Annotated in this window: 17 protein-coding genes and 3 tRNA genes; 4 read left to right on the plus strand and 16 right to left on the minus strand. The window is 42.3% G+C overall.

Going from position 1 to position 19699, the window contains the following annotated elements:
• Window positions 1–114: 114 nt before the first annotated feature.
• From ACQKC9_RS02715 to ACQKC9_RS02730, 4 genes are all read right to left on the minus strand, one after another.
• Window positions 115–1203: a cation diffusion facilitator family transporter gene (locus tag ACQKC9_RS02715; RefSeq protein ID WP_427620398.1), complete on the minus strand. Its 1089-nt coding sequence runs from the start codon at window positions 1201–1203 to the stop codon at window positions 115–117.
• Window positions 1204–1411: 208 nt separating this feature from the next.
• On the minus strand, window positions 1412–1972 hold the full coding sequence (locus tag ACQKC9_RS02720; protein ID WP_427620399.1) for an acyl-CoA thioesterase: 561 nt from the start codon (window positions 1970–1972) through the stop codon (window positions 1412–1414).
• A 151-nt stretch (window positions 1973–2123) separates the two neighbouring features.
• Complete coding sequence (locus tag ACQKC9_RS02725) at window positions 2124–2534, minus strand: DUF2177 family protein (RefSeq protein ID WP_427620400.1); 411 nt, start codon at window positions 2532–2534, stop codon at window positions 2124–2126.
• A 39-nt stretch (window positions 2535–2573) separates the two neighbouring features.
• A complete protein-coding gene (locus ACQKC9_RS02730) occupies window positions 2574–3476 on the minus strand; it encodes a LysR family transcriptional regulator (RefSeq protein ID WP_057760910.1) in 903 nt (300 codons plus the stop codon).
• Window positions 3477–3584: 108 nt separating this feature from the next.
• On the opposite strand from ACQKC9_RS02730, the gene ACQKC9_RS02735 reads away from it, so the two are divergent.
• Window positions 3585–4757 carry an MFS transporter gene (locus tag ACQKC9_RS02735; RefSeq protein WP_427620401.1) on the plus strand — a complete coding sequence of 391 codons (1173 nt, stop codon included), beginning with the start codon at window positions 3585–3587 and terminating at the stop codon, window positions 4755–4757.
• Between the two features lie 116 nt (window positions 4758–4873).
• On the opposite strand, the gene ACQKC9_RS02740 is transcribed toward ACQKC9_RS02735, so the two are convergent.
• From ACQKC9_RS02740 to ACQKC9_RS02755, 4 genes are all read right to left on the minus strand, one after another.
• A complete protein-coding gene (locus ACQKC9_RS02740; RefSeq protein WP_427620402.1) occupies window positions 4874–6328 on the minus strand; it encodes a class I SAM-dependent methyltransferase in 1455 nt (484 codons plus the stop codon).
• 134 nt (window positions 6329–6462) lie between these two features.
• Window positions 6463–7503, minus strand: coding sequence for a DUF1365 domain-containing protein (locus ACQKC9_RS02745; RefSeq protein WP_427620403.1), 1041 nt, complete (start codon window positions 7501–7503; stop codon window positions 6463–6465).
• 84 nt (window positions 7504–7587) lie between these two features.
• Window positions 7588–9327, minus strand: coding sequence for an NAD(P)/FAD-dependent oxidoreductase (locus ACQKC9_RS02750; protein WP_427620404.1), 1740 nt, complete (start codon window positions 9325–9327; stop codon window positions 7588–7590).
• A 62-nt stretch (window positions 9328–9389) separates the two neighbouring features.
• Window positions 9390–10127 carry an SDR family NAD(P)-dependent oxidoreductase gene (locus ACQKC9_RS02755; protein WP_427620405.1) on the minus strand — a complete coding sequence of 246 codons (738 nt, stop codon included), beginning with the start codon at window positions 10125–10127 and terminating at the stop codon, window positions 9390–9392.
• Between the two features lie 554 nt (window positions 10128–10681).
• On the opposite strand from ACQKC9_RS02755, the gene ACQKC9_RS02760 reads away from it, so the two are divergent.
• Both ACQKC9_RS02760 and ACQKC9_RS02765 read left to right on the plus strand, forming a co-directional pair.
• Window positions 10682–11884, plus strand: coding sequence for a pyridoxal phosphate-dependent aminotransferase (locus ACQKC9_RS02760; RefSeq protein WP_347163404.1), 1203 nt, complete (start codon window positions 10682–10684; stop codon window positions 11882–11884).
• A 256-nt stretch (window positions 11885–12140) separates the two neighbouring features.
• Window positions 12141–12216, plus strand: a tRNA-Asn gene (locus ACQKC9_RS02765).
• A 498-nt stretch (window positions 12217–12714) separates the two neighbouring features.
• Here the strand turns inward: ACQKC9_RS02765 and ACQKC9_RS02770 are convergent.
• From ACQKC9_RS02770 to ACQKC9_RS02790, 5 genes are all read right to left on the minus strand, one after another.
• Window positions 12715–14022, minus strand: coding sequence for an arsenic transporter (locus ACQKC9_RS02770; RefSeq protein WP_427620406.1), 1308 nt, complete (start codon window positions 14020–14022; stop codon window positions 12715–12717).
• Between the two features lie 67 nt (window positions 14023–14089).
• Entirely contained in the window at window positions 14090–14863 is a 774-nt protein-coding gene (gene arsH / locus ACQKC9_RS02775) for an arsenical resistance protein ArsH (RefSeq protein WP_427620407.1), read from the minus strand.
• A complete protein-coding gene (arsC, locus tag ACQKC9_RS02780) occupies window positions 14850–15257 on the minus strand; it encodes an arsenate reductase (glutaredoxin) (protein WP_057760920.1) in 408 nt (135 codons plus the stop codon). The genes arsH and arsC overlap by 14 nt, the downstream gene beginning before the upstream one ends.
• A gap of 44 nt (window positions 15258–15301) precedes the next feature.
• On the minus strand, window positions 15302–15664 hold the full coding sequence (locus tag ACQKC9_RS02785) for an ArsR/SmtB family transcription factor (protein ID WP_427620408.1): 363 nt from the start codon (window positions 15662–15664) through the stop codon (window positions 15302–15304).
• A 172-nt stretch (window positions 15665–15836) separates the two neighbouring features.
• Window positions 15837–16598 (minus strand): hypothetical protein, encoded by a 762-nt coding sequence (locus ACQKC9_RS02790; protein ID WP_427620409.1) that lies wholly within the window; start codon window positions 16596–16598, stop codon window positions 15837–15839.
• Between the two features lie 380 nt (window positions 16599–16978).
• On the opposite strand from ACQKC9_RS02790, the gene ACQKC9_RS02795 reads away from it, so the two are divergent.
• Window positions 16979–18328 (plus strand): MBL fold metallo-hydrolase, encoded by a 1350-nt coding sequence (locus ACQKC9_RS02795; protein WP_427620410.1) that lies wholly within the window; start codon window positions 16979–16981, stop codon window positions 18326–18328.
• Between the two features lie 354 nt (window positions 18329–18682).
• On the opposite strand, the gene ACQKC9_RS02800 is transcribed toward ACQKC9_RS02795, so the two are convergent.
• From ACQKC9_RS02800 to ACQKC9_RS02810, 3 genes are all read right to left on the minus strand, one after another.
• Window positions 18683–18759 (minus strand) — tRNA-Asp (locus tag ACQKC9_RS02800).
• A gap of 37 nt (window positions 18760–18796) precedes the next feature.
• Window positions 18797–18872 (minus strand) — tRNA-Val (locus tag ACQKC9_RS02805).
• Between the two features lie 224 nt (window positions 18873–19096).
• On the minus strand, window positions 19097–19582 hold the full coding sequence (locus ACQKC9_RS02810) for a glutathione peroxidase (RefSeq protein WP_160020834.1): 486 nt from the start codon (window positions 19580–19582) through the stop codon (window positions 19097–19099).
• Window positions 19583–19699: the final 117 nt, after the last annotated feature.

The raw sequence follows: 19699 nt of genomic DNA on the forward strand, positions 1-19699 counted from the left end.
AAGCCGTCATAATTGACGGCTTTTTTGTGTTTGGCGTTTTGTTAATTTAAAAAGAATACTTAGAAGCATTCGATAAAACATACATATTACATGTTCAATTCATCAAACCCCAGATTAAATATTCTCTAAACTTAGTAGCTCAGCGTTAGGTTCTGACAGCGTCAAGATAGCCTCTTGAAAGACTGGGTTACCTCTGAATAAATTTTCAATCTCTTCAAACTTCTGAGCGATATGTTCTTCTTTTTGGTTGCCGGCGATATCTACTGCCGCCACCATAAATATCTTTTTTGGGCCGACCCATTCTAGGTGTAGATAGGACACACTATCGATATCTGGATGATTTAGTAGCTCGTTTAAAACATATTCGTGCATACGGTCAGTGACTCTATGTCCGACCAAGAAATCTCGGTTACGACTGATCAAAAATATGGCGACGACGCCCAATAATAGACCGACGATGATAGACCCTAACGCATCCCAATATGGTTCGCCCGTATAAGCGTGCATACCCATAGCAGCAGCGGCAATCACCAAGCCGATAACCGCTGCTAAATCTTCAAAGAATACACCGCGTAACGTTGGGTTAGATGTATCTACGACATAGCCAAGTGCACTGATATCGAGCGCTTCACCATGTTTTTTACTTTGTCTGTATGCCTGAACCAATGAAATCCCTTCGAGCACAAACGCCACTGCCAAGACGATAAATCCAATCGTGTAATTGGTCTCAGATTCAGCAGCATTCCATTCTTTGATACCCGTATAAATAGAGACAATCGAACCTGCCGTAAACACACCAAAGGCAGCAATCATCGACCAAACATAAGACTCTTTGCCATAGCCTAATGGATGGCTTTTGTCAGCAGGTTTAATGGATTTTTTTTCTGCGACGATGAGCAATGTACCATTACCAGCATCTGCCCATGAGTGAGCTGCTTCTGCAATCATGGAGGCTGAGCCTGTCATAAAGGCGGCAACAGTTTTTGCTATTGCAATAACCAGATTCGCCCCGACCGCAATCAACACAGTGATAAGTGAGCCTGAATGCTCATCATTGGTTTCAGGGCTTTGATTAAGGGTATGTTTTAATTCAGGGTCACTTGGAATTTTAGGATTGCCTGCCCCACGTGCACGAGGTGTTTGCGCTTTAGGAGTGGCTGGTAAATGGCGCTGCGGATTAGCAATAGATGGCTTTAGACTCATGCTAGACTCACTGAAATAAGGTATTGATAGTAGAATTTTTCGCCGTAGATGAATGGCTTGAAACATACATCAGCTTAAAATAAGCGCTCTACAATATCAGTGTCTTTTTAGTGAGTCGTTGTATGAATTATTAATTCAATAAAACTAGATAACTTTGTAAAATTTTAAATAGCTTTAAATAACTTTAGATAGCTTTGAATAACTTGGGCTACTTTTCCACCTCGGCATTTTCTTCGTTCTCGCTAAACTGCTTGTTAATCTCCTCGAAGTCGCAACTAGGACGATGTGAGCTCTCCATACGCAGCTTCTTTCGTTCTTTAGCCGCATCAGATCGACACTGCTGCATCTTGTTTTTGATATCGAGTGGTGGTGCAGAGGTTGGTTTACCGTTGTCATCAATAGCCACCATCGTAAAGTAACAGCTATTGGTATGACGAACAGTACGACCACGTACATCTTCTGCTTCGACGCGGATACCTACTTCCATTGAAGTATTACCAACATAATTGACACTGGCTGCAAAAGTAACCAACTCACCCACATATATCGGCTCACGGAACATCACTTGATCGACAGACAGTGTCACCACATAGTTACCACTATAGCGACTGGCACAAGCATAAGCGACCTGATCAAGCATCTTGAGCAAATCCCCACCATGTACATTGCCAATGAAATTCGCCATATCAGGCGTCATAAGTACTGACATGTATAGCTCATGGTTTAATGGGGCTTTTTTGGCAGTGGAGCTGGTATTGTATTGCGGCATAATATTCCTTAATGATTTGACACTTGTTTATTATGTCTACCATTTATACAGCAGGTCGCCGTATAGCACAAACGGCCCTTTGTCATTAGACAGTCTAAATTGTGTAAATTGGTACTATTCAAACAGCGTTATATAGGCCAAGACATAAGCGCTAGCTCAACCAATGAAAGTGATACGCAAGCCATGCCACTATCGCACTCACTGAACCGGTCAAAATACCACCCCATACAAAGTCAACCAACGCTGTATCTAGCGTAAAGCCTTTATACAGTGCCAAATTGGTAAAGTCATATGTCCCGTAAGCCATCAAGCCAATCAGCCCGCCGAGTAAGAAGATATGACCAACGGATGCGCCAGCTTTGATCTGCGGATATAGAACCAAGATGCAAAGTGCCAATATATAAAACATATAAAACACGCCAGCGGCCATCATGTTTGGCTCATCAGCCAATAGATGTCCGATACGCGACTCATAAAAGGCGCCTTTCATGGTCGTTAGCCATACAGCATCGACACCCAAAAAGATAACCACAGCGGCAAGATAAATAAAAACGTAACCCATGATGTCATCCCTTATAAAATGAATAAAAACGGATAAAAGTTATAATGTCAGTCGTGGTTGAATAAAGTCTAAAAATGCCAGAATACGCGAAGATACGGCACTGTTTTTGTAATAGACCGCCTGTATAGCTTCACGGTTGTTTGGTCTGACTATCGCCTCGGGCAATACTTCAACCAATCGTCCAGATTTCAAATCTTCACCAATCATAAAATGTGACAGTAAAGCGATACCCTGATGATTTAAACATAGCTGACGTAAGGTCTCGCCACTACTGCCAGTCATATGAAAATTCAGTTTAACTGGAGTTTTTAGTGGCCAACTATTTAGTTTTGACGCATCGTTAAAGCCAATTAATTTATGAGTGCTTAAATCGTCAACATTCAAATTATCAATATGAGTCACTTCATTATGCTGGTGTAAGTATTCAGGACTGGCTACTAGCCGCAGCTTACTTTTACCCAATAGACGCGCATGCAGATTTGAGTCTTTTAAGTCGCCAATTCTGATAGCCAGATCTGTCTTATGTTCGAGCAAATCGATGATATTGTCATGCGAGGTAAGGTCGAGAGTAATGTGTGGATATTGCGCCACAAAATCACCAACCAGAGGCGTCAATTGATGAAAGACAAACGGGCTCGCGGCGTCAATTCGTAAGTGCCCACTCGGCGCTTGTTTTAACAGCTTAATCGCCTCTTCACCGGTATATAACGTATTTAAACTCTCACGCGCATATCTAATAAAGACATGCCCTTCCTCCGTCAGCTCCAAGCGTCGTGTCGTTCTATTTAGCAGCGTGCATTGCAGTGTATCTTCGAGTCTGGACACTGCACGAGATACCTTAGCTACTTGCTGATTCAATAAATTGGCAGCGCCAGTAAAGCTGCCCGTGTCTACTACCGTCAAAAATATCTCTATGTCTTCTGTTTTAGCATGTCCCATCATCATGATTACCTTTACAAAATTAACAAAGGTATTTTGTCATTTATGCTGTTTTTTGCAAACTATAAATCCGTCAAACTACGTGCATCATTTAATTATTAGGATGTCGTTATGCCACTCGCTTTATGGGCGCTTACTCTAAGCGCATTTGCAATTGGGACAACCGAATTTGTCATCGTTGGATTGGTACCAACTATTGCCGCTGATCTGGGCGTGAGCTTACCTTCAGCAGGGTTACTCGTCAGTCTATATGCTGTCGGCGTTGCCATCGGTGCCCCTATACTTACCGCACTCACTGGCCGCTGGAACCGCAAAATCGTACTGATGAGCTTAATGGGTCTGTTTGTCATGGGTAACTTTTTGGCTTGGCAAGCACCCAGTTATGAAACCTTGATACTCGCACGTATCTTGACCGGTCTGGCGCATGGTGTGTTTTTCTCTATTGGTTCCATGATTGCTACTAGCCTTGTTAGTAAAGAAAAAGAAGCCAGCGCGATTGCCATTATGTTTACTGGGCTTACCGTGGCGCTTGTCACTGGCGTACCCCTTGGCACATGGATTGGACAGCATTTCGGTTGGCGCGCTACGTTTTTGGTCGTCTCAGTACTGGGTTTAATCGCTTTAATTGGTAGCGCCATATTAGTACCAAAAAACCTAAAAAAATCTATCCCTGCAACGTTCAAAGAACAATTACAAGTCATTGTAAAACCACAATTACTACTGGTTTATCTCATGACTATTCTTGGCTATGGCGGTACGTTTACGGCGTTTACCTACCTAGTACCTATCTTAGAGCAGCAAACCAAATTTGCGCCATCAGCCATTGGTCTTATTATGCTCGTATATGGCGTGTCCGTTGCTATTGGTAATATCTGGGGCGGAAAACTTGCAGATAAACGCGGCCCAATTAGTGCGCTTAGCATTATATTTAGCGCCTTAAGTGTCATTCTTTTACTGTTCACCTTTACTATGCAATCTAAGATTGCTGCTGTACTGACTATTTTGGTATGGGGTGCTTTCGCCTTTGGTAATGTACCAGGCCTACAAATCTACGTGGTCAAACAAGCTGAAAAATATACGCCAAACGCTATCGATGTCGCCTCTGGATTGAATATTGCTGCATTTAATATCGGTATTGCATTGGGCTCAATCATCGGTGGTAGCGTGGTTGAAAATATGTCATTACAAGACACGGCTTGGATCGGTGCTGTTATTTCTTTAATGGCACTAGCGGTCACACGCTATTCAGGTCTACGTGATAAGCGTGCCCTACAAGCATCGTAGAACTTTTCCATGTACAACCTTTCAATGTACAACCTCTCAACATATGGGTCTCAAACTGTCTATACAGTATGAGACCCTATGAAAGTTATAAACAAACCATATCTGTATCACCTAACTTATACCGATACTGTGTCTGTTCTATCTTCTTTACTAAAGGTGGTCTCATCGTTCAAAACTGTTTTATGATTTAAGACGGCAGATGGCAAATCATAAAAATGCAGCGTGTCGATATTATTAGGCTTCACCGCAGTGACTTGTACCACACCGATCGTGCGCTCCAAAAAGCCACCTTCGCAATAGCAAAAGTAAAACTCCCATAGGCGGATAAAGGTATTGTCATAGCCAAGCGCTTGAATCTCTGCACGCTGCGCCATAAACGCAGCACGCCAATCACGTAGCGTATACGCATAATCAAAACCATAATCATGCAATTGTTTGACGACCATATCGGTCTGTTCAGTGAATTGGGTCGTCAGCTCTTGGTTTGAGAGCAGACAACCACCTGGGAAAATATGCGTTTGGATAAAATCGACTGAATCGATATAGTCTTGATAATTTTGATCATTAAAAGTGATGGCCTGCAATACCATAAGACCTGTCGGCTTGAGCAAGCTATCACATTTAGCAAAGAAAGTCGGTAAGTACTCATGGCCCACCGCTTCAATCATCTCGATACTGACTAGCTTGTCATATTGACCTGTCAGCTCACGGTAATCTTGTTTGAGCAGTGTGATTTTGTCAGACAGACCTGCTGCCTCGACTCGTCGCTGTGCTTCATCATACTGAGCATCAGAGATAGTCGTGGTAGTCACATGGCAGCCGTAATGCTTGGCCGCAAAGATAGCAAAACCACCCCACCCTGTACCGATTTCAATCACATTATCATTAGCGCTAAGCTGTAAACGTTGGCATATAAGCGACAGTTTGTGCTGCTGAGCATCGCTAAGCGTCACGTCAGGCGTAGGATAGACTGCCGATGAGTACATCATCGTATCGTCCAAAAATCGCTCATACATATCGTTGCCCAAATCATAATGGGCTAGGATATTGGATTTGGAGCCAGATTTGTCATTGCTACGCAGCTGATGCTTCGCTTTTTCAAATGCTTTACTAATACCTGCAAAACGATTCTCTAGTTTATTGAGTACGGCTAAGTTACGAGCCGCCAAACGAATCAAACCTGTCAGATCATCCGTATCCCACTCACCATCGATATAACTGTCTGCTAGCGCGATAGAGCCTCCTAAAAGCAGCTGACGATAGACAGCAGGATCATGAATCTGTAGCGTCACATGTAGCGAATGGCGACCAACTGCCGAGCTACTAGCCTCATTGGTAGCTACTTTACCAAAACTACTTGTCTTAGGTTCCTGTTCGTCAAATGTTTCAACCAACGTGAGGCTACCAAACTGAACGTGCTGTAACGCACGAAAGATAAGTTTTCTCGCTAAGTGATTCACACTATTGCTGACTGGCTGTAGTACAGCACTTTCATTAACTACTTTGCTCACACGAGCAGTTAATTTTTCTAGTTTTGTGACTGGTGCTCGATCGGTCGGTCGTGCTGGCATCGTATATTTATCCTTGTTTAAATGCTTTGTTTTTTAGTGATTCATTTTTAGTATTACATTGACAAAATTTTTGGATTGTTGGTATTTGAAAATTGCTGTAACTACAAAACGTCTTTTTGACTAGTATTTTTCTGCTAGCTGCTTTCCTTCTGTCTACTTTTCTGATGGCCGCTTTTCTGTTGACTGTCGGCCAATTTTTCATCGTAGTTGATATACGGCACTTTTTTTATCACATAGAGCTTAAACGCATGCCAATAAATACGGGTTAATGACGTCATATTCATCAAAGGGTTCTTTCGCAAGCTATGACGAACAGCCTCTTCTGTCATCGGTACGCCTGATATCTTTATGCCAGTTTTTAAAACTTCACCGCGCTCATCGCTGATATTGATAGCAATACGCACCTGTAAGCCAGTATTAGGATGCTCATCCATTTTTGTACCCTTTACCGTGACCTGCCAGCGGTACAGCTGATCGATAGGGTTAAAAGGTGATACGTGAAAATCCTTGTCATGACAGAGCTCAGTATTCTCTCCTTCTAACAAAAAACCGTAGTAATGACGCTTGTCCCATGGCGTATTAGACACTTCAGCTAACAGATGAGTTGGCGTTTGCTGCGCATCAAACCCCAAGTAAAAATTAACTGGGCTAAAGTACATGCCCGCATTACGGCAGATAAGCAGTCCCAACATATCGCCTTCAGGTGCGCTCCCCGCATATTTCTCGAATGCTCGGCTTAGGCGTTTTTCTAGTGCTTGAACAGACTGTCCATTACTATCAGGTTTTCTATCATCGCTTAGGCTATTATTACTCTGTAGATCAATATGCTGTAGATAGTCATCAGCATAGAAACGTTGTAGCGCCTTTTTCTTTGCTGAAAATAGAGGTAGACCTTTTGCTAGCAGCTTTTTCGGTAATACTTTACGTAATGGTAATTTTTCTAAAAACTTACTCTCATTAAATGCTGCCGTGTTAATTTCAGGAAGTTCCTTCCCTGCCGCCAGTGCGCTAATATTGACGCCCCAATAGCGATAAGGGTAGACGAATTTATTCACACTAGGTAGCAGCCGTCTGTGCCATGTCGTACCCTCAAACAGCTGATGCGGCAATGCATTTGTATCATAAGAAGACCCATGATTTGGCGTAACATTGGCATCTTGAGCGGACGTGGTCATAAATAGTCTCTTGTGTAACGGTGTGCTTTTCGTATGGAAAATCTTTCAAAACACTTAGAATACATAATGGCGTTAATCGTCATATTATTTGGTTTTACGGCGACCGAATAAGCCACGTTTCTTATATTGGCTCGTATCAGCAGTTGAACTCTGCAGACGATTAGCATACTCAACCAGTTCCTGATTAGTGGTCGCTATGGTTACTTCGCGCTTGTTCAGTCTACGTAATTTGGTATCCGCTTTTATAGGTAAGTCTTTATAACGAAACGGCGTATGCGCGCTATCAGCATCAGGTAAATGAGCTGGATCAACCTCGTCTTTTATATCAATATCAAGACCAAGCGCCTGACAGACGCGTAGGCCACTACGCACGCCATCCTCATGAAAGCCATTAAACCAATAGGCTCCGCAGAAATGCGTGTGTGAACCGTTGCCAGAGATACTCGACCATTTGGTCTGCGCATCAATCATCGCAAGATCAAACACTGGATGACTATAATCGATGCTCTTAACGATCTGTTTATCATCGATGCTTTTATTGTCTACAGCTGGGTTTAAGGTGACCAAATAATTGTGTTTTTTGGTCAGTCGTTGCAGGATATTCATATGATAAGTCAGTATTGGCTTTGCAGATATCTGTGCGTTTTCAGCTGCTTGTTCACTATCCTTAACACTGCCTGAAACTGTTTCATCTATTAAGTAATTCCAACTTGCCCATGCCAGTGGCTTCTTAGGTAGAACACTGGTATCGGTGTGCAATACAGCCGTGTTTTTGGTAAAGCGGAAATGACCTAATACTTCAGATTCATCGGTGCTCGCATCCTTTAAGATCTTTAGTGCGGTATCTGCATGACAAGCAAGAATAACCTCATCGAATACAAGTTCTTCGCTACGGTTGTCAGCGTTACCTTTATCCTGCACTGTCAAAGCATTCTGTACTGTCAAAGTCACTTGCTCGCCATCACGAACCACAGACTGTACTGGGCTATTGACCCGTATCTTGCCACCCGCTTTGATAAAGCGTGGAATCAATTTATTGACGTATTGTTTTGAGCCACCTTTTATCGTAAACCACTGCGGACGATTGACCACATCCAGCAACCCGTGGTTGTCAAAGAACTGTGCAAAAAATACCAAAGGAAATTCTTGCACTTCATCTAGGCTGGTTGACCATATAGCCGATACCATTGGCAATAGATAGTTATCGGTAAATAGCTGACCGTATTTCTTTTGCGTCAAATAACCACCGAGCGTTTGTTCTGCAAAGCTACTGACATCTTGTCCTTGAGAGCGCGCACTATCGTAATCTTGACGTAGCTGTTTGATATGCTTATTAAACTGCAAAATATCTTTGATAAACTGCCAGAATTTTGGATTAAGTACATTTTTACGTTGTGACAATAAAGTGTTGAGCGTATGACCATTGTATTCAAAATGACGTGCAGTATTTTTGACAGAAAAACTCATATCCGTTGCTTGAAACGGCACCTGCAACTCATGAAGCAAACGAAAGAAGTTCGGGTATGTGCGCTCATTAAAGACAATAAATCCTGTATCTATCGCACTACTCTCTACATTGCTACTCTTCGCTTTTTTACCGTCTTGTAGTGCCACGTCAATCGTATTTACATGCCCGCCGATATAATCATTGGCTTCAAATACCGTCACATCATGTTGCGTACCTAGATAATGGGCGCATGTCAGTCCTGATACACCTGAGCCGATGATAGCAATACGTTTTTGGGTAGTCTGATGGTCAGAATCTGCTGCAGCATTGGTAGCATTTTTTTGGTTACTTGCACGCTTGAAACGAGTAAACGGCATAAAAGCATTCCCTTCTGTATTTTTCTGTCGATATGATGATTAAGAGTTCTACGGATAGTAGATTATTTTTTATTGAGCTTTTCGCTAACTTGCTGCCAGACTAAATCAGGCAACGTACCTAAGGCTTTTAAAGGCATGGTTAGTTTTTTTGGAAATTCAATCACATCATGCCCGCTTTCGATACCGTCACGTATAGCTTGACTGGCCTGAGCTGGCGTCTGGATAAACGGCATCGGAAAGTCATTCTGTTTGGTCATCGGTGTCTCAACAAAACCAGGCACGACTAAGCTAACTGACACATCATGCGGAGCAAGGCTAATCTGTAGGGTCTTCATTAGATAATGGATAGCTGCCTTTGAGCTACCATAGGCCTCAGCGCGCGCAAAAGGCACATAAGCAGACGCTGAACCAATACCGACCAAGCGACCTTTTGAGGCAATTAGCTTTGGTAATACCCCTTCGATCGCATGCGACAACGTACCCATATTTACCGACATGACTTTCATAAACACACTGCTATCAAAGTTCGGCATATCTAAGTACTCGCACATACCAGCGCCGCAAATTGCCAAATCGACATTATCAATTTTTTCAAAAGCTTCGATGACCTTTTCTCGATCCATGAGGTCTAAATCAATCGTTTCTGCGCCTAACGCCTGAAGTTCAGCCAACGCTTCGTCGTCACGGCCAACTGCATATACATGATGATTTGCTAGCAGATAGTCTTTTGCCAACTGCTTACCAATGCCCGACGTCGCCCCAGTAATGAGAATATGTAATTTTTCAGTAGAATCTGTCATCGTAAATATCCTTTTTGAGTATTCTTATCTTTTTAAGTATTTTCATAATATGGAATTAATGCTCTTAAACTGATTACCTAATAAAACCTTAGACCTTTGATAGCAACTAGCTATTAATTATCGTTATTCTTCGCAGATATCATTGGGCGCATTTTATTAAGCTATAAGCCATTTTATTTAACAAATCTAAATAATTATAGTGGTTGGCTACAGGTTTATTGTTGTGTCTTCGCAATCGTCTGGGCTCAAGCTTAATATAAGCGTGTTGTTTACTACCTTCACAAGGATACTGCTATCACAAGCAACGACACAATATTCTGTTACTAGCGTCGTAAGACAGGTCAATATCAGCATGCTACAATGCAAAAACTAGCAATCGCGTCGTTTGCCGAAGCATCATCACCATCATCTATAGTCGAATGACCGCCGTATTCGGTAAGATAACGCTATCTTTCCTTAAACTATCTGACATCTTGTCCTGATAGCAATGAAAACGTTATATAATTAATATCAGATTTCCACCAACCCCACCCTCATATAAAAAAGGATCTCTCATGAGCGAGTTGCAACTGTCTGACCGCGTCAACAACATCCAACCATCACCTACGCTAGCGATTACCAATAAAGCCAAAGAGCTAAAAGCAGCTGGTAAAGATATTATCGGTTTGGGCGCTGGTGAACCTGATTTTGATACCCCTGAACACATCAAAAAAGCAGCAATCGATGCAATCAATGATGGCTTCACTAAATATACGGCTGTCGATGGTACGCCAGAGCTAAAAACAGCCATCATCGAGAAGTTTAAGCGCGACAATGACATCAGCTACGAGCCAAACGAAATCCTAGTATCGGTCGGTGGTAAGCAGTCATTCTTTAACCTTGCCCAAGCATTTATCAATCCTGGCGATGAAGTCATCATCCCAGCACCATACTGGGTCAGCTATCCTGACATGGTTATCATCGCAGAAGGTGTGCCAGTCATCGTCAAATGCCCAGCGGAGCAAGACTTCAAAATTACCCCTGAGCAGTTAGAAGAAGCGATCACTGACAAGACTAAACTATTGGTATTAAACAGCCCATCTAACCCAACAGGTATGATTTACACATTAGATGAGCTAAAGGCCATCGCTGAAGTATTGAAAAAACATCCACAAGTCTATGTAGCTTCAGACGATATGTACGAGCACATCCGCTGGACAGGTGATAAGTTCTACAATATCTTAAACGCGGCACCTGAGCTAAAAGATCGCGCAATCATCTTGAACGGTGTGTCTAAAGCATATGCAATGACAGGCTGGCGTATCGGCTATGCGGGTGGCCCTGCTAAGCTAATCGGCGCGATGAAAAAGGTACAGTCACAATCTACCTCATGCCCAACGTCAATCAGCCAAGTGGCAGCGGAAGTCGCTATCAGTGGTGATCAGAGCGTACTAGAGCCGATGGTAGCCGCCTTTGAGAAACGCTGTGACCTAGTCGTAGATGGTTTAAATGCCATTAAAGGCATTACTTGCTTGCGTCCTGATGGCGCATTCTATGTATACCCAAATATCGTACCGCTCATCAAAGCAGCTGGCCTGTCATCATGTACTGAATTCTCAGCATGGTTATTGGACAAAGTAGGCGTGGCAGTTGTACCTGGCGATGCATTCGGTCTTGGCGGCTATATGCGTATCTCGTACGCTACTGATGAGGCAACATTAAAAGACGCGCTATCGCGTATCGAAAAAGCAGTGGCTGATTTAGACATTGCTGAATAAAACGTAAAGAGCAACGAGTCTTACCGCTGTTCATAAAAAATACGCCCTCTATACACTATAGGGCGTATTTTTTTACGCGAGTCTTGGGCATAACTAGGAAAAACACACTATCTCATCATTAAAATGACAATTTTTACTAATTATGCAAAAAAAGGCTTGACGTATTTTTTAACTTTGCTAGAATACGCCCCACTTAGCAAGAACTCGTTAGAGACTTCTAAGGCTCGTTGTAAGCGATTAAACACTTACAGCCTATTCTCCAATAGCTCAGTTGGTAGAGCAACGGACTGTTAATCCGTGTGTCCCTGGTTCGAGCCCAGGTTGGAGAGCCACATTTTAGTAGTAAATTTCTTGAGTCAACTTTGATTCAATTATGGCATTTGCCAAAACCCTCATCAATTTGATGAGGGTTTTTTTATGCGTATCATTTAGGGTCTGTTGAACATTCAAATGTGGTACTGGCAGTGACTATTTTTTAGACAATACGCAGTGAAATTTTTGACGCCCAGTCGTTCTAGGTTAGACAGTTTCGCCATGTATTGGCAAAAAATAGCCCTGTCCTGAAAGGCTGATGCTAAAATCACCTCAAACGTTGTTGCAAGCCTAGTTAAGGTCTCGACATTATCGTCGGTTTACGCCTAGTATGATGCGATTTTCGCGATCAGCAGTCCTAATATTTGAAAGTTCAACAGACCCTAATATTGTTTATCTATTTTGCCAATTTGATAAGCGCTAATCACTACTTTATCTCATACTTGATTTTGACCATGATACTTAAAACTAAGCAACATGGTCACGATCGGATATTACTGTAGTAAGTTTTTCATCAGTTAACTTGGCAATAGTGGTAGCCAGAATACCAATGCTAACAATGTCACTAACAACACAGGCGGCGTGATCAGTAGACCAATCTTTATGTACTGTCCCCAGCTAATTTTGTAGTCCTTTTCTGCTAAGACATGTAACCATAGTAAAGTAGCCAGACTACCAATCGGCGTAAACTTAGGTCCTAAATCATTACCGATGACATTGGCATAAATCATCAGCTCTCGTGTTGCTGCAGGCACTTGTGCTTGATCAATTGCAAGCGCGCCGACTAGGGTCGCTGGCATATTATTCATAACAGAAGCAACTATCGCTGATAAAAACCCAGTCCCAACGGTAGCAATGACTGCGCCTTGTTGACCCAACCAGTTGAGTACTTGCGCACCATAGGCCGTAAGCCCCGCATTACCCAGACCATATACCACCAGATACATACCGATTGAAAATAGTACGATTTGCCAAGGTGCTTTACGTACTACATCGCTTACAGAGACTACCGCACCATGCCCCCCTTGCCATATACGACCAGCGATTGCCATTAGTGCAACAGCAGCGATGCCCGTGACCAGTGAAATAGGCAGCCCCAACGGCTCTGTTGCAAAATAGGCGACCAGTAGCAAACCTAATAGTGGAAAAGCAGCTCGAAAGACCAATGGATCGGTAATAGCAGACTCTGGAGCGCTGAGCTCGCTAGTCGAGTAAGTTTTTGGAATATGACGTGCATAGACAACCCACAACACCAGTAGCGTCGCTAATACAGACACGATATTGACTGGCACCATCACCGCCGCATAACGACCAAAGCCAATATCAAAATAATTGGCACTGACGATATTGACTAAATTTGAGGTGACCAATGGCAGGCTTGCCGTATCAGCGATAAAACCAGTCGCTATGATAAATGCCAGCGCTGATGGTGGCGAAAATTTCAGACGTAGCAAGATAGCGATGACAATCGGGGTCAGTAGTAGCGCAGCACCATCATTGGCAAAAAAGGCAGAAATAAAGGCGCCGAGCACGACAATCATCGGAAACAATAAGCGCCCTTGCCCATTGCCAAGGCGTGCCACGTGCAATGCGGCCCAACCAAAAAACCCTGCCCGATCTAAGATAAGCGAAATGATAATCAGCGCCACAAAAGTAAAGGTCGCATCCCAAACAATATCCCAGACGATACCCACATCTGATAACTGCACGACGCCAAGCGCTAATGCGACTAAGGCACCACCCATAGCGCTCCAGCCGATGCCCAATCCTTTAGGTTGCCATATAACTAAGACTAAAGTGACCACAAAAATAGCAAATGCAAGCATTGTACAACCTTACTTAAGCTGATTTTATTCAGCCGATTTAATATAGGAAATTAGATCGATTAGGAGGTTAGATCGATTTTTGATTGACGCGGCTCGATACTTCTTCAGCACTCTCGACACGTTCTGAATAGCGATCAGTGAGATAGTCTGAACGTCCACGTGTGAGCCAAGTAAACTTCACTAGCTCCTCACAGACGTCAACAAGGCGCAGATATAAGGGAGACATATCCATGCGATTGTCGTCGTTGAACTCCAAAAACGCTTTGGGTATCGAAGATTGATTAGGGATAGTAATCATCCGCATCCAGCGCCCAAGAATACGCATCTGATTGACCGTATTAAAGCTCTGACTACCACCGCTGACTTGCATCAGTGCTAGGGTTTTACCTTGCGTTGGACGCACGCCACCTAGTGATAACGGTATCCAGTCGATTTGCGCTTTCATAATACTGGTAATACTGCCGTGACGCTCTGGACTCACCCACAGCATGCCTTCTGACCACTGCGCCAGCTCCCGCAATTCTTGCACTTTAGGATGGTCTGAGTCTACATCGTCGGGTAACGGCAAGCCGGATGGATCAAACATTTTTACTTCACAACCATACCAACGTAGCAACCGGCTTGACTCTTCAGCAGCCAACCTAGAAAACGAGCGCGCACGGACAGAACCGTATAGCACTAATATTCTTGGCGGATGACGTGAGTCATTTGGCGCAACCAAAGAATCAATGTCGATAGGCTGAAGATTATCTATATCAATATTGAGCAAATCGTCTAAGCTAAATTCTGGCGAAACAGTAGGATCAACTGCTAATGTTTGGTCAACCTCAGTGTTTGTCATGAGTAACAACCTCGCCGTCTTCTTTTGTGAAGCTACTTACTGGATTGGCTAGCAATTCAAACACACGTTCAGAAGGACGGCATAGAGCAGCGCCTTTATCAGTCACCACGATAGGACGGTTGATTAAAATAGGATGTGCAATCATGGCATCGATAATCTGATCGTCAGACAACTCAGGATTATCTAGACCAAGCTCATCATTGATAGCTTCTTTGCTTCTTAATAGCTCTCTAGGCGAAATCTGCATTTGTGCCAACAGCTCCACTAAACGATCGCGCGTTGGTGTATTTTTCAGGTATTCCACTACTTCTGGCTCTTCACCTGATGCTTTAATAATGGCAAGCGTGTTACGAGAGGTTCCGCATTTAGGATTATGAAAGATTAATGGCTTCATAGTGTTTATACCTATTTTATGTATTTATTGAATTGATAATTGGTTTAATCGTTACCTTGCTCAGCAGACTCATTTACTCTGCAACCATTCAAACTATCCATGAGTGACGCACATAATTCTGGATGTCCCGCACAGCAATCTTGCAACAGAAACTGAATGACGTTATCCATATGTGATAGCGAAGCACGATAGATAATATGTCGGCTATGACGCTGTGAAACCACCCATCCTGCCCGTGCTAGCACCGATAAGTGGGCTGACATTGTGTTATGAGGAACAGAGAGCTGACGGGCTATTTCACCTGCAGGTAGGCCTTCAGGCTCATGGCTGACTAGCAGCTTAAAAGCCTTTAAACGAGTATCTTGAGAGAGCGCAGCAAAGCTTGCGATAGCATTAGTTATTTCCATATGTCCAATAATACAGACATATTAAAATAATTCAATGTTTTTTGAACAATTTTGTCGCTTATTCTAAGTATCAAAACTCAGTAAAAATGCGACGATAAATATATTTTCTAAGTAGTTGATGCTAATACTTACCAATATAAGACTAATTACTACGTATGCTCAAGTAGATATATTACATGTTCGCGTGAAGACAATGCTTAACCACTTTGAGTCTGACTTTCTCTGATGGTTTGACGCTACCATTTATCCAAAAATCGTTATCTAGCTTATCCATATGTTTTTCAGTTCCTCCCCAGCGTGTTTTTTTAAAACCAGAGTCCTTTAACTCAATTAACGTATAGCCCTGCTTTTCCTCCTCGCTGAGTAACACTTTAGGAATCCAGCCATTAATCTTTATTGCATGATCCAACTTAAAATCAATACTAAAATTTAACCAATATTGAGTTTCGTCTCTCTCATCTGATAAAGAACTCAATGTAAAATTATTTTTATACCAAAAAATAAAATTATCCGTGGATTTTAAGAAGTACCAAGTTAAATCCAACAATTCTCTACAACGCTCAATATTGGGCGGTAGAGCATCATTATGTTCAATGTCATTTCTAATAATCATCATCTGTTTTAACATATAAGGTCGAACTAAGCCTAAAGACTCTAAATATTCTAGATATCCTTTTGGTGAATCAGATAAAGCAATTTTTTTGAGAGAATATACGTGTTCTATAAATGTTAGTCTTTGATTGAGACAGCGCTTTAAGTTAGAAACAACATCTACTCGATTAAACTCATTTGCATTCCCTGTCAAAATTAAGTCAGCATGATTCCAAAGATCGTATGCTCTCAGATGATCTGCTTCGTTCGTATAACTATAGCTCTCTATTGTTGCAGACCAATCTAATACTGAATCGCATAACCAAATATATTCTTTCTTCATATTTTATTACTCAATTTTTCTAACTGATTAACATCATTATATAGAAACTTAGAGCAGACCAACCTTAAAAAACAATCTTTGTAAAGTTGCCTCACCTAGCCTTTCAATTAAATGCGTAAAGATAAAAAAACCAAAAAATCTAATGGTAAAAGTGAGCATTTCTTAATCTTCTCAACCTAAAGCCTTCTACGTTTGGCCTTATGTAAATAACAAGTTTAATATATGTTATTGTATATTGATGACACTTAGAAGTTCATGCTAGATTTAATACAAGCTTATGCAACAGTAAAGCTAGATTTGGCTGGTAGCTCTCGCTCTGTACTGCCAATAAACCTGATTAAAATAACTATTATGATTAAAACAACAATAAGGAAACGACCATGCTACTAGAGAAAATTAAGACATCTGGACTTTCGCACCTATCCTACTTGGTAGGCTCTGGTGGTCAAGCAGCGGTAATTGACCCACGTCGTGACTGCGCGATATATGTAGAAAAGGCGCGCGCAGCAGGGCTTGAGATTACTCATATTTTTGAGACACATCGTAATGAAGATTTGGTTTCTGGCGCACCTATCTTGGCTGCAATGACAGGAGCAACAGTTTTGCATGGACCCAATCCAGAACAACCTGTTGTCTACGCTGAGACCGCACGTAATGGTGATTGCTTTTCAATTGGCCAATTAGAAATCCGTGTCTTAGAAACGCCTGGTCATACCGATGATCATCTTGCTTATGTGCTGTTTGACACGGCGTATCCAAAGGAAGCAGTTGGAGTTTTTACTGGGGATGCGCTCTTTGTAGGTGATGTCGGTCGTACTGACTTCTATCCCAATCGTCGTAGAGAAGTTGCAGGTTTACTTTATGACTCATTACAAGACATTTTAGCGCTTGGAGATCAGGCAATTATTTATCCAGCTCATGGTGCAGGCTCCGTCTGTGGATCAGGCATGGCGGAGCGAGAGTTCTCTACCGTCGGTCACGAAAGAGTCAACAACCCACGTTTACAGATTACCGATCGTGAGACGTTTATTGATTTCAAGACTAGCGAAAATCATTATCAGCCGCCTTATTTCAGATTGATGGAGCGCCTTAATATGGAAGGTGGTGAAGCGCCTCCAGTCGTTATGCGTCCGCGTAACCTTTCGCTTAAACAGCTAAATGACTGCGATGCTGATCATCTCATCGATATTCGTGAACCAATGGCGTATGCGTCAGGACACCTGCCCGGTTCTATGAGCTTACCTGTCAACATGCTACCTGCGTTTGCTGGATGGTTTATTGAAGAAGGACAAAGCTTGGCACTGATTGCCTCTGATGAAGAGCAACTGGCGACTGCGATGGAGCATTTGGTACGTATTGCTTTTGATAATATTATAGGTGGCTATGTGGGTGTCGTCCCTGCCGCTGCTAAATGGGAGCAGATGCAGCAAACCCCTATGATCGATACAACCGAGGTAGAGAGTCGCCTTAATAATGCTCAGAACTGGACATTGCTCGATGTACGCGATATCGATGAGAGAAATACTAATGCGATCGAAGGCTCACAGCATATCTATGTTGGACACCTGAACGAGCGTTGGCATGAGCTTGACCAAAGTCACCACTATACATTGATGTGCGCCAGTGGTGCTCGGGCAACGATAGCAGCAGGATGGCTCGCTAGTCGAGGTTTTGAGCACATTGATATCTATCTAGGGTCAATGGGTGCATGGCAAGCAACGCATGAATAGCCTTTTATTTGTAGCTAAAATTCACAACGAGCTAAACGTGTTATAAATTCTAAATAATGCGTTTTAAGCAAAGGCATTTTAAAGTGCTGTAACTAAGATAAATACGACAACCCTTCTTTTATTCAATATAAGACTGATATAAAAGAAGGGTTTACGTTTTAGCCGACCTTTGATTGATACGACTTAAGTGAATATAAGTCATTGCTCTAGATTCTAATTCTTACTGTACTTGCTTACCTGACTTATAACTCATAAAATATAGATACATAAAAAACAGACACAAAAAAACCTCAAACAATCTAATGCTTGAGGCGAAACTTGCTTAAACTTAACAGTTTAAATTCGTTTTAAATATGGCGCAGCGGACGGGACTCGAACCCGCGACCCCCGGCGTGACAGGCCGGTATTCTAACCAACTGAACTACCGCTGCTTAGGTCTCTTAGCTTGTTTAGCCACTTGCTAAGAAGTGGTGGGTGATGACGGATTCGAACCGCCGACATTCTGCGTGTAAGGCAGACGCTCTACCAACTGAGCTAATCACCCTTCGAACAATTGCTAGGCAATTTATTCAACATCAACTGAGCTCTTAAGTTTGTCACTAAGCTCCGTTGCTGTGGGTGTGTATTATATAGATTTACTGTTGGGTGTCAAACAGTATTTACCACTTTTTTAGATATTTTTTCGATTTTTATTAGAATATCTAGCAAGCATTTGTTTTTATTGATTTTATATTTTCATACAAAATCAATATTTTTTAAATTTAATGCCTATTTATTAGCCAGTGCTTGCTCGATGTCGTTTTTGATGGCTTCTGGCTTGGTCGTTGGTGCATAGCGGTCAATCACCTGACCTTTACTATCGACTAGGAACTTGGTGAAATTCCACTTGATACCATCTGTCAGCACACCACCCTTTTGTTCTTTGAGCCATTGATAGATAGGATGAGCATCTGCGCCATTGACATCAGTCTTTGCCATCATCGGAAAGCTAACACCATAATTCTTTTGGCAAAACGCGCCAATCTCATCGTTGCTACCTGGGTCTTGGCTACCAAATTGATTACAAGGAAAGCCGACGATGACCAGTCCTTGATCTTTATATTGTTGATATAGCGACTCTAAGCCTTCAAACTGCGGCGTAAATCCACATTTGCTTGCAGTATTGACGATTAATAATACTTTATCTTGGTAATCTGAAAACGCTTGCGAGCTACCATCCATGCGCTCAGCCGTAAAATCATAAATTGTACTCATCATTTATCCTTAAATTGAGGTTTTTATTGTTTTGAGTGTCTATGCACTACTTCTTTTTCTATCATACACATAATAAAACTATTGAAAAGGAAGCACCTTGTACTTCCCTTTCACGTT

It is taken from the genome of Psychrobacter sp. NPDC078409 (assembly GCF_050268505.1).
Classification (GTDB): Bacteria; Pseudomonadota; Gammaproteobacteria; order Pseudomonadales; family Moraxellaceae; genus Psychrobacter.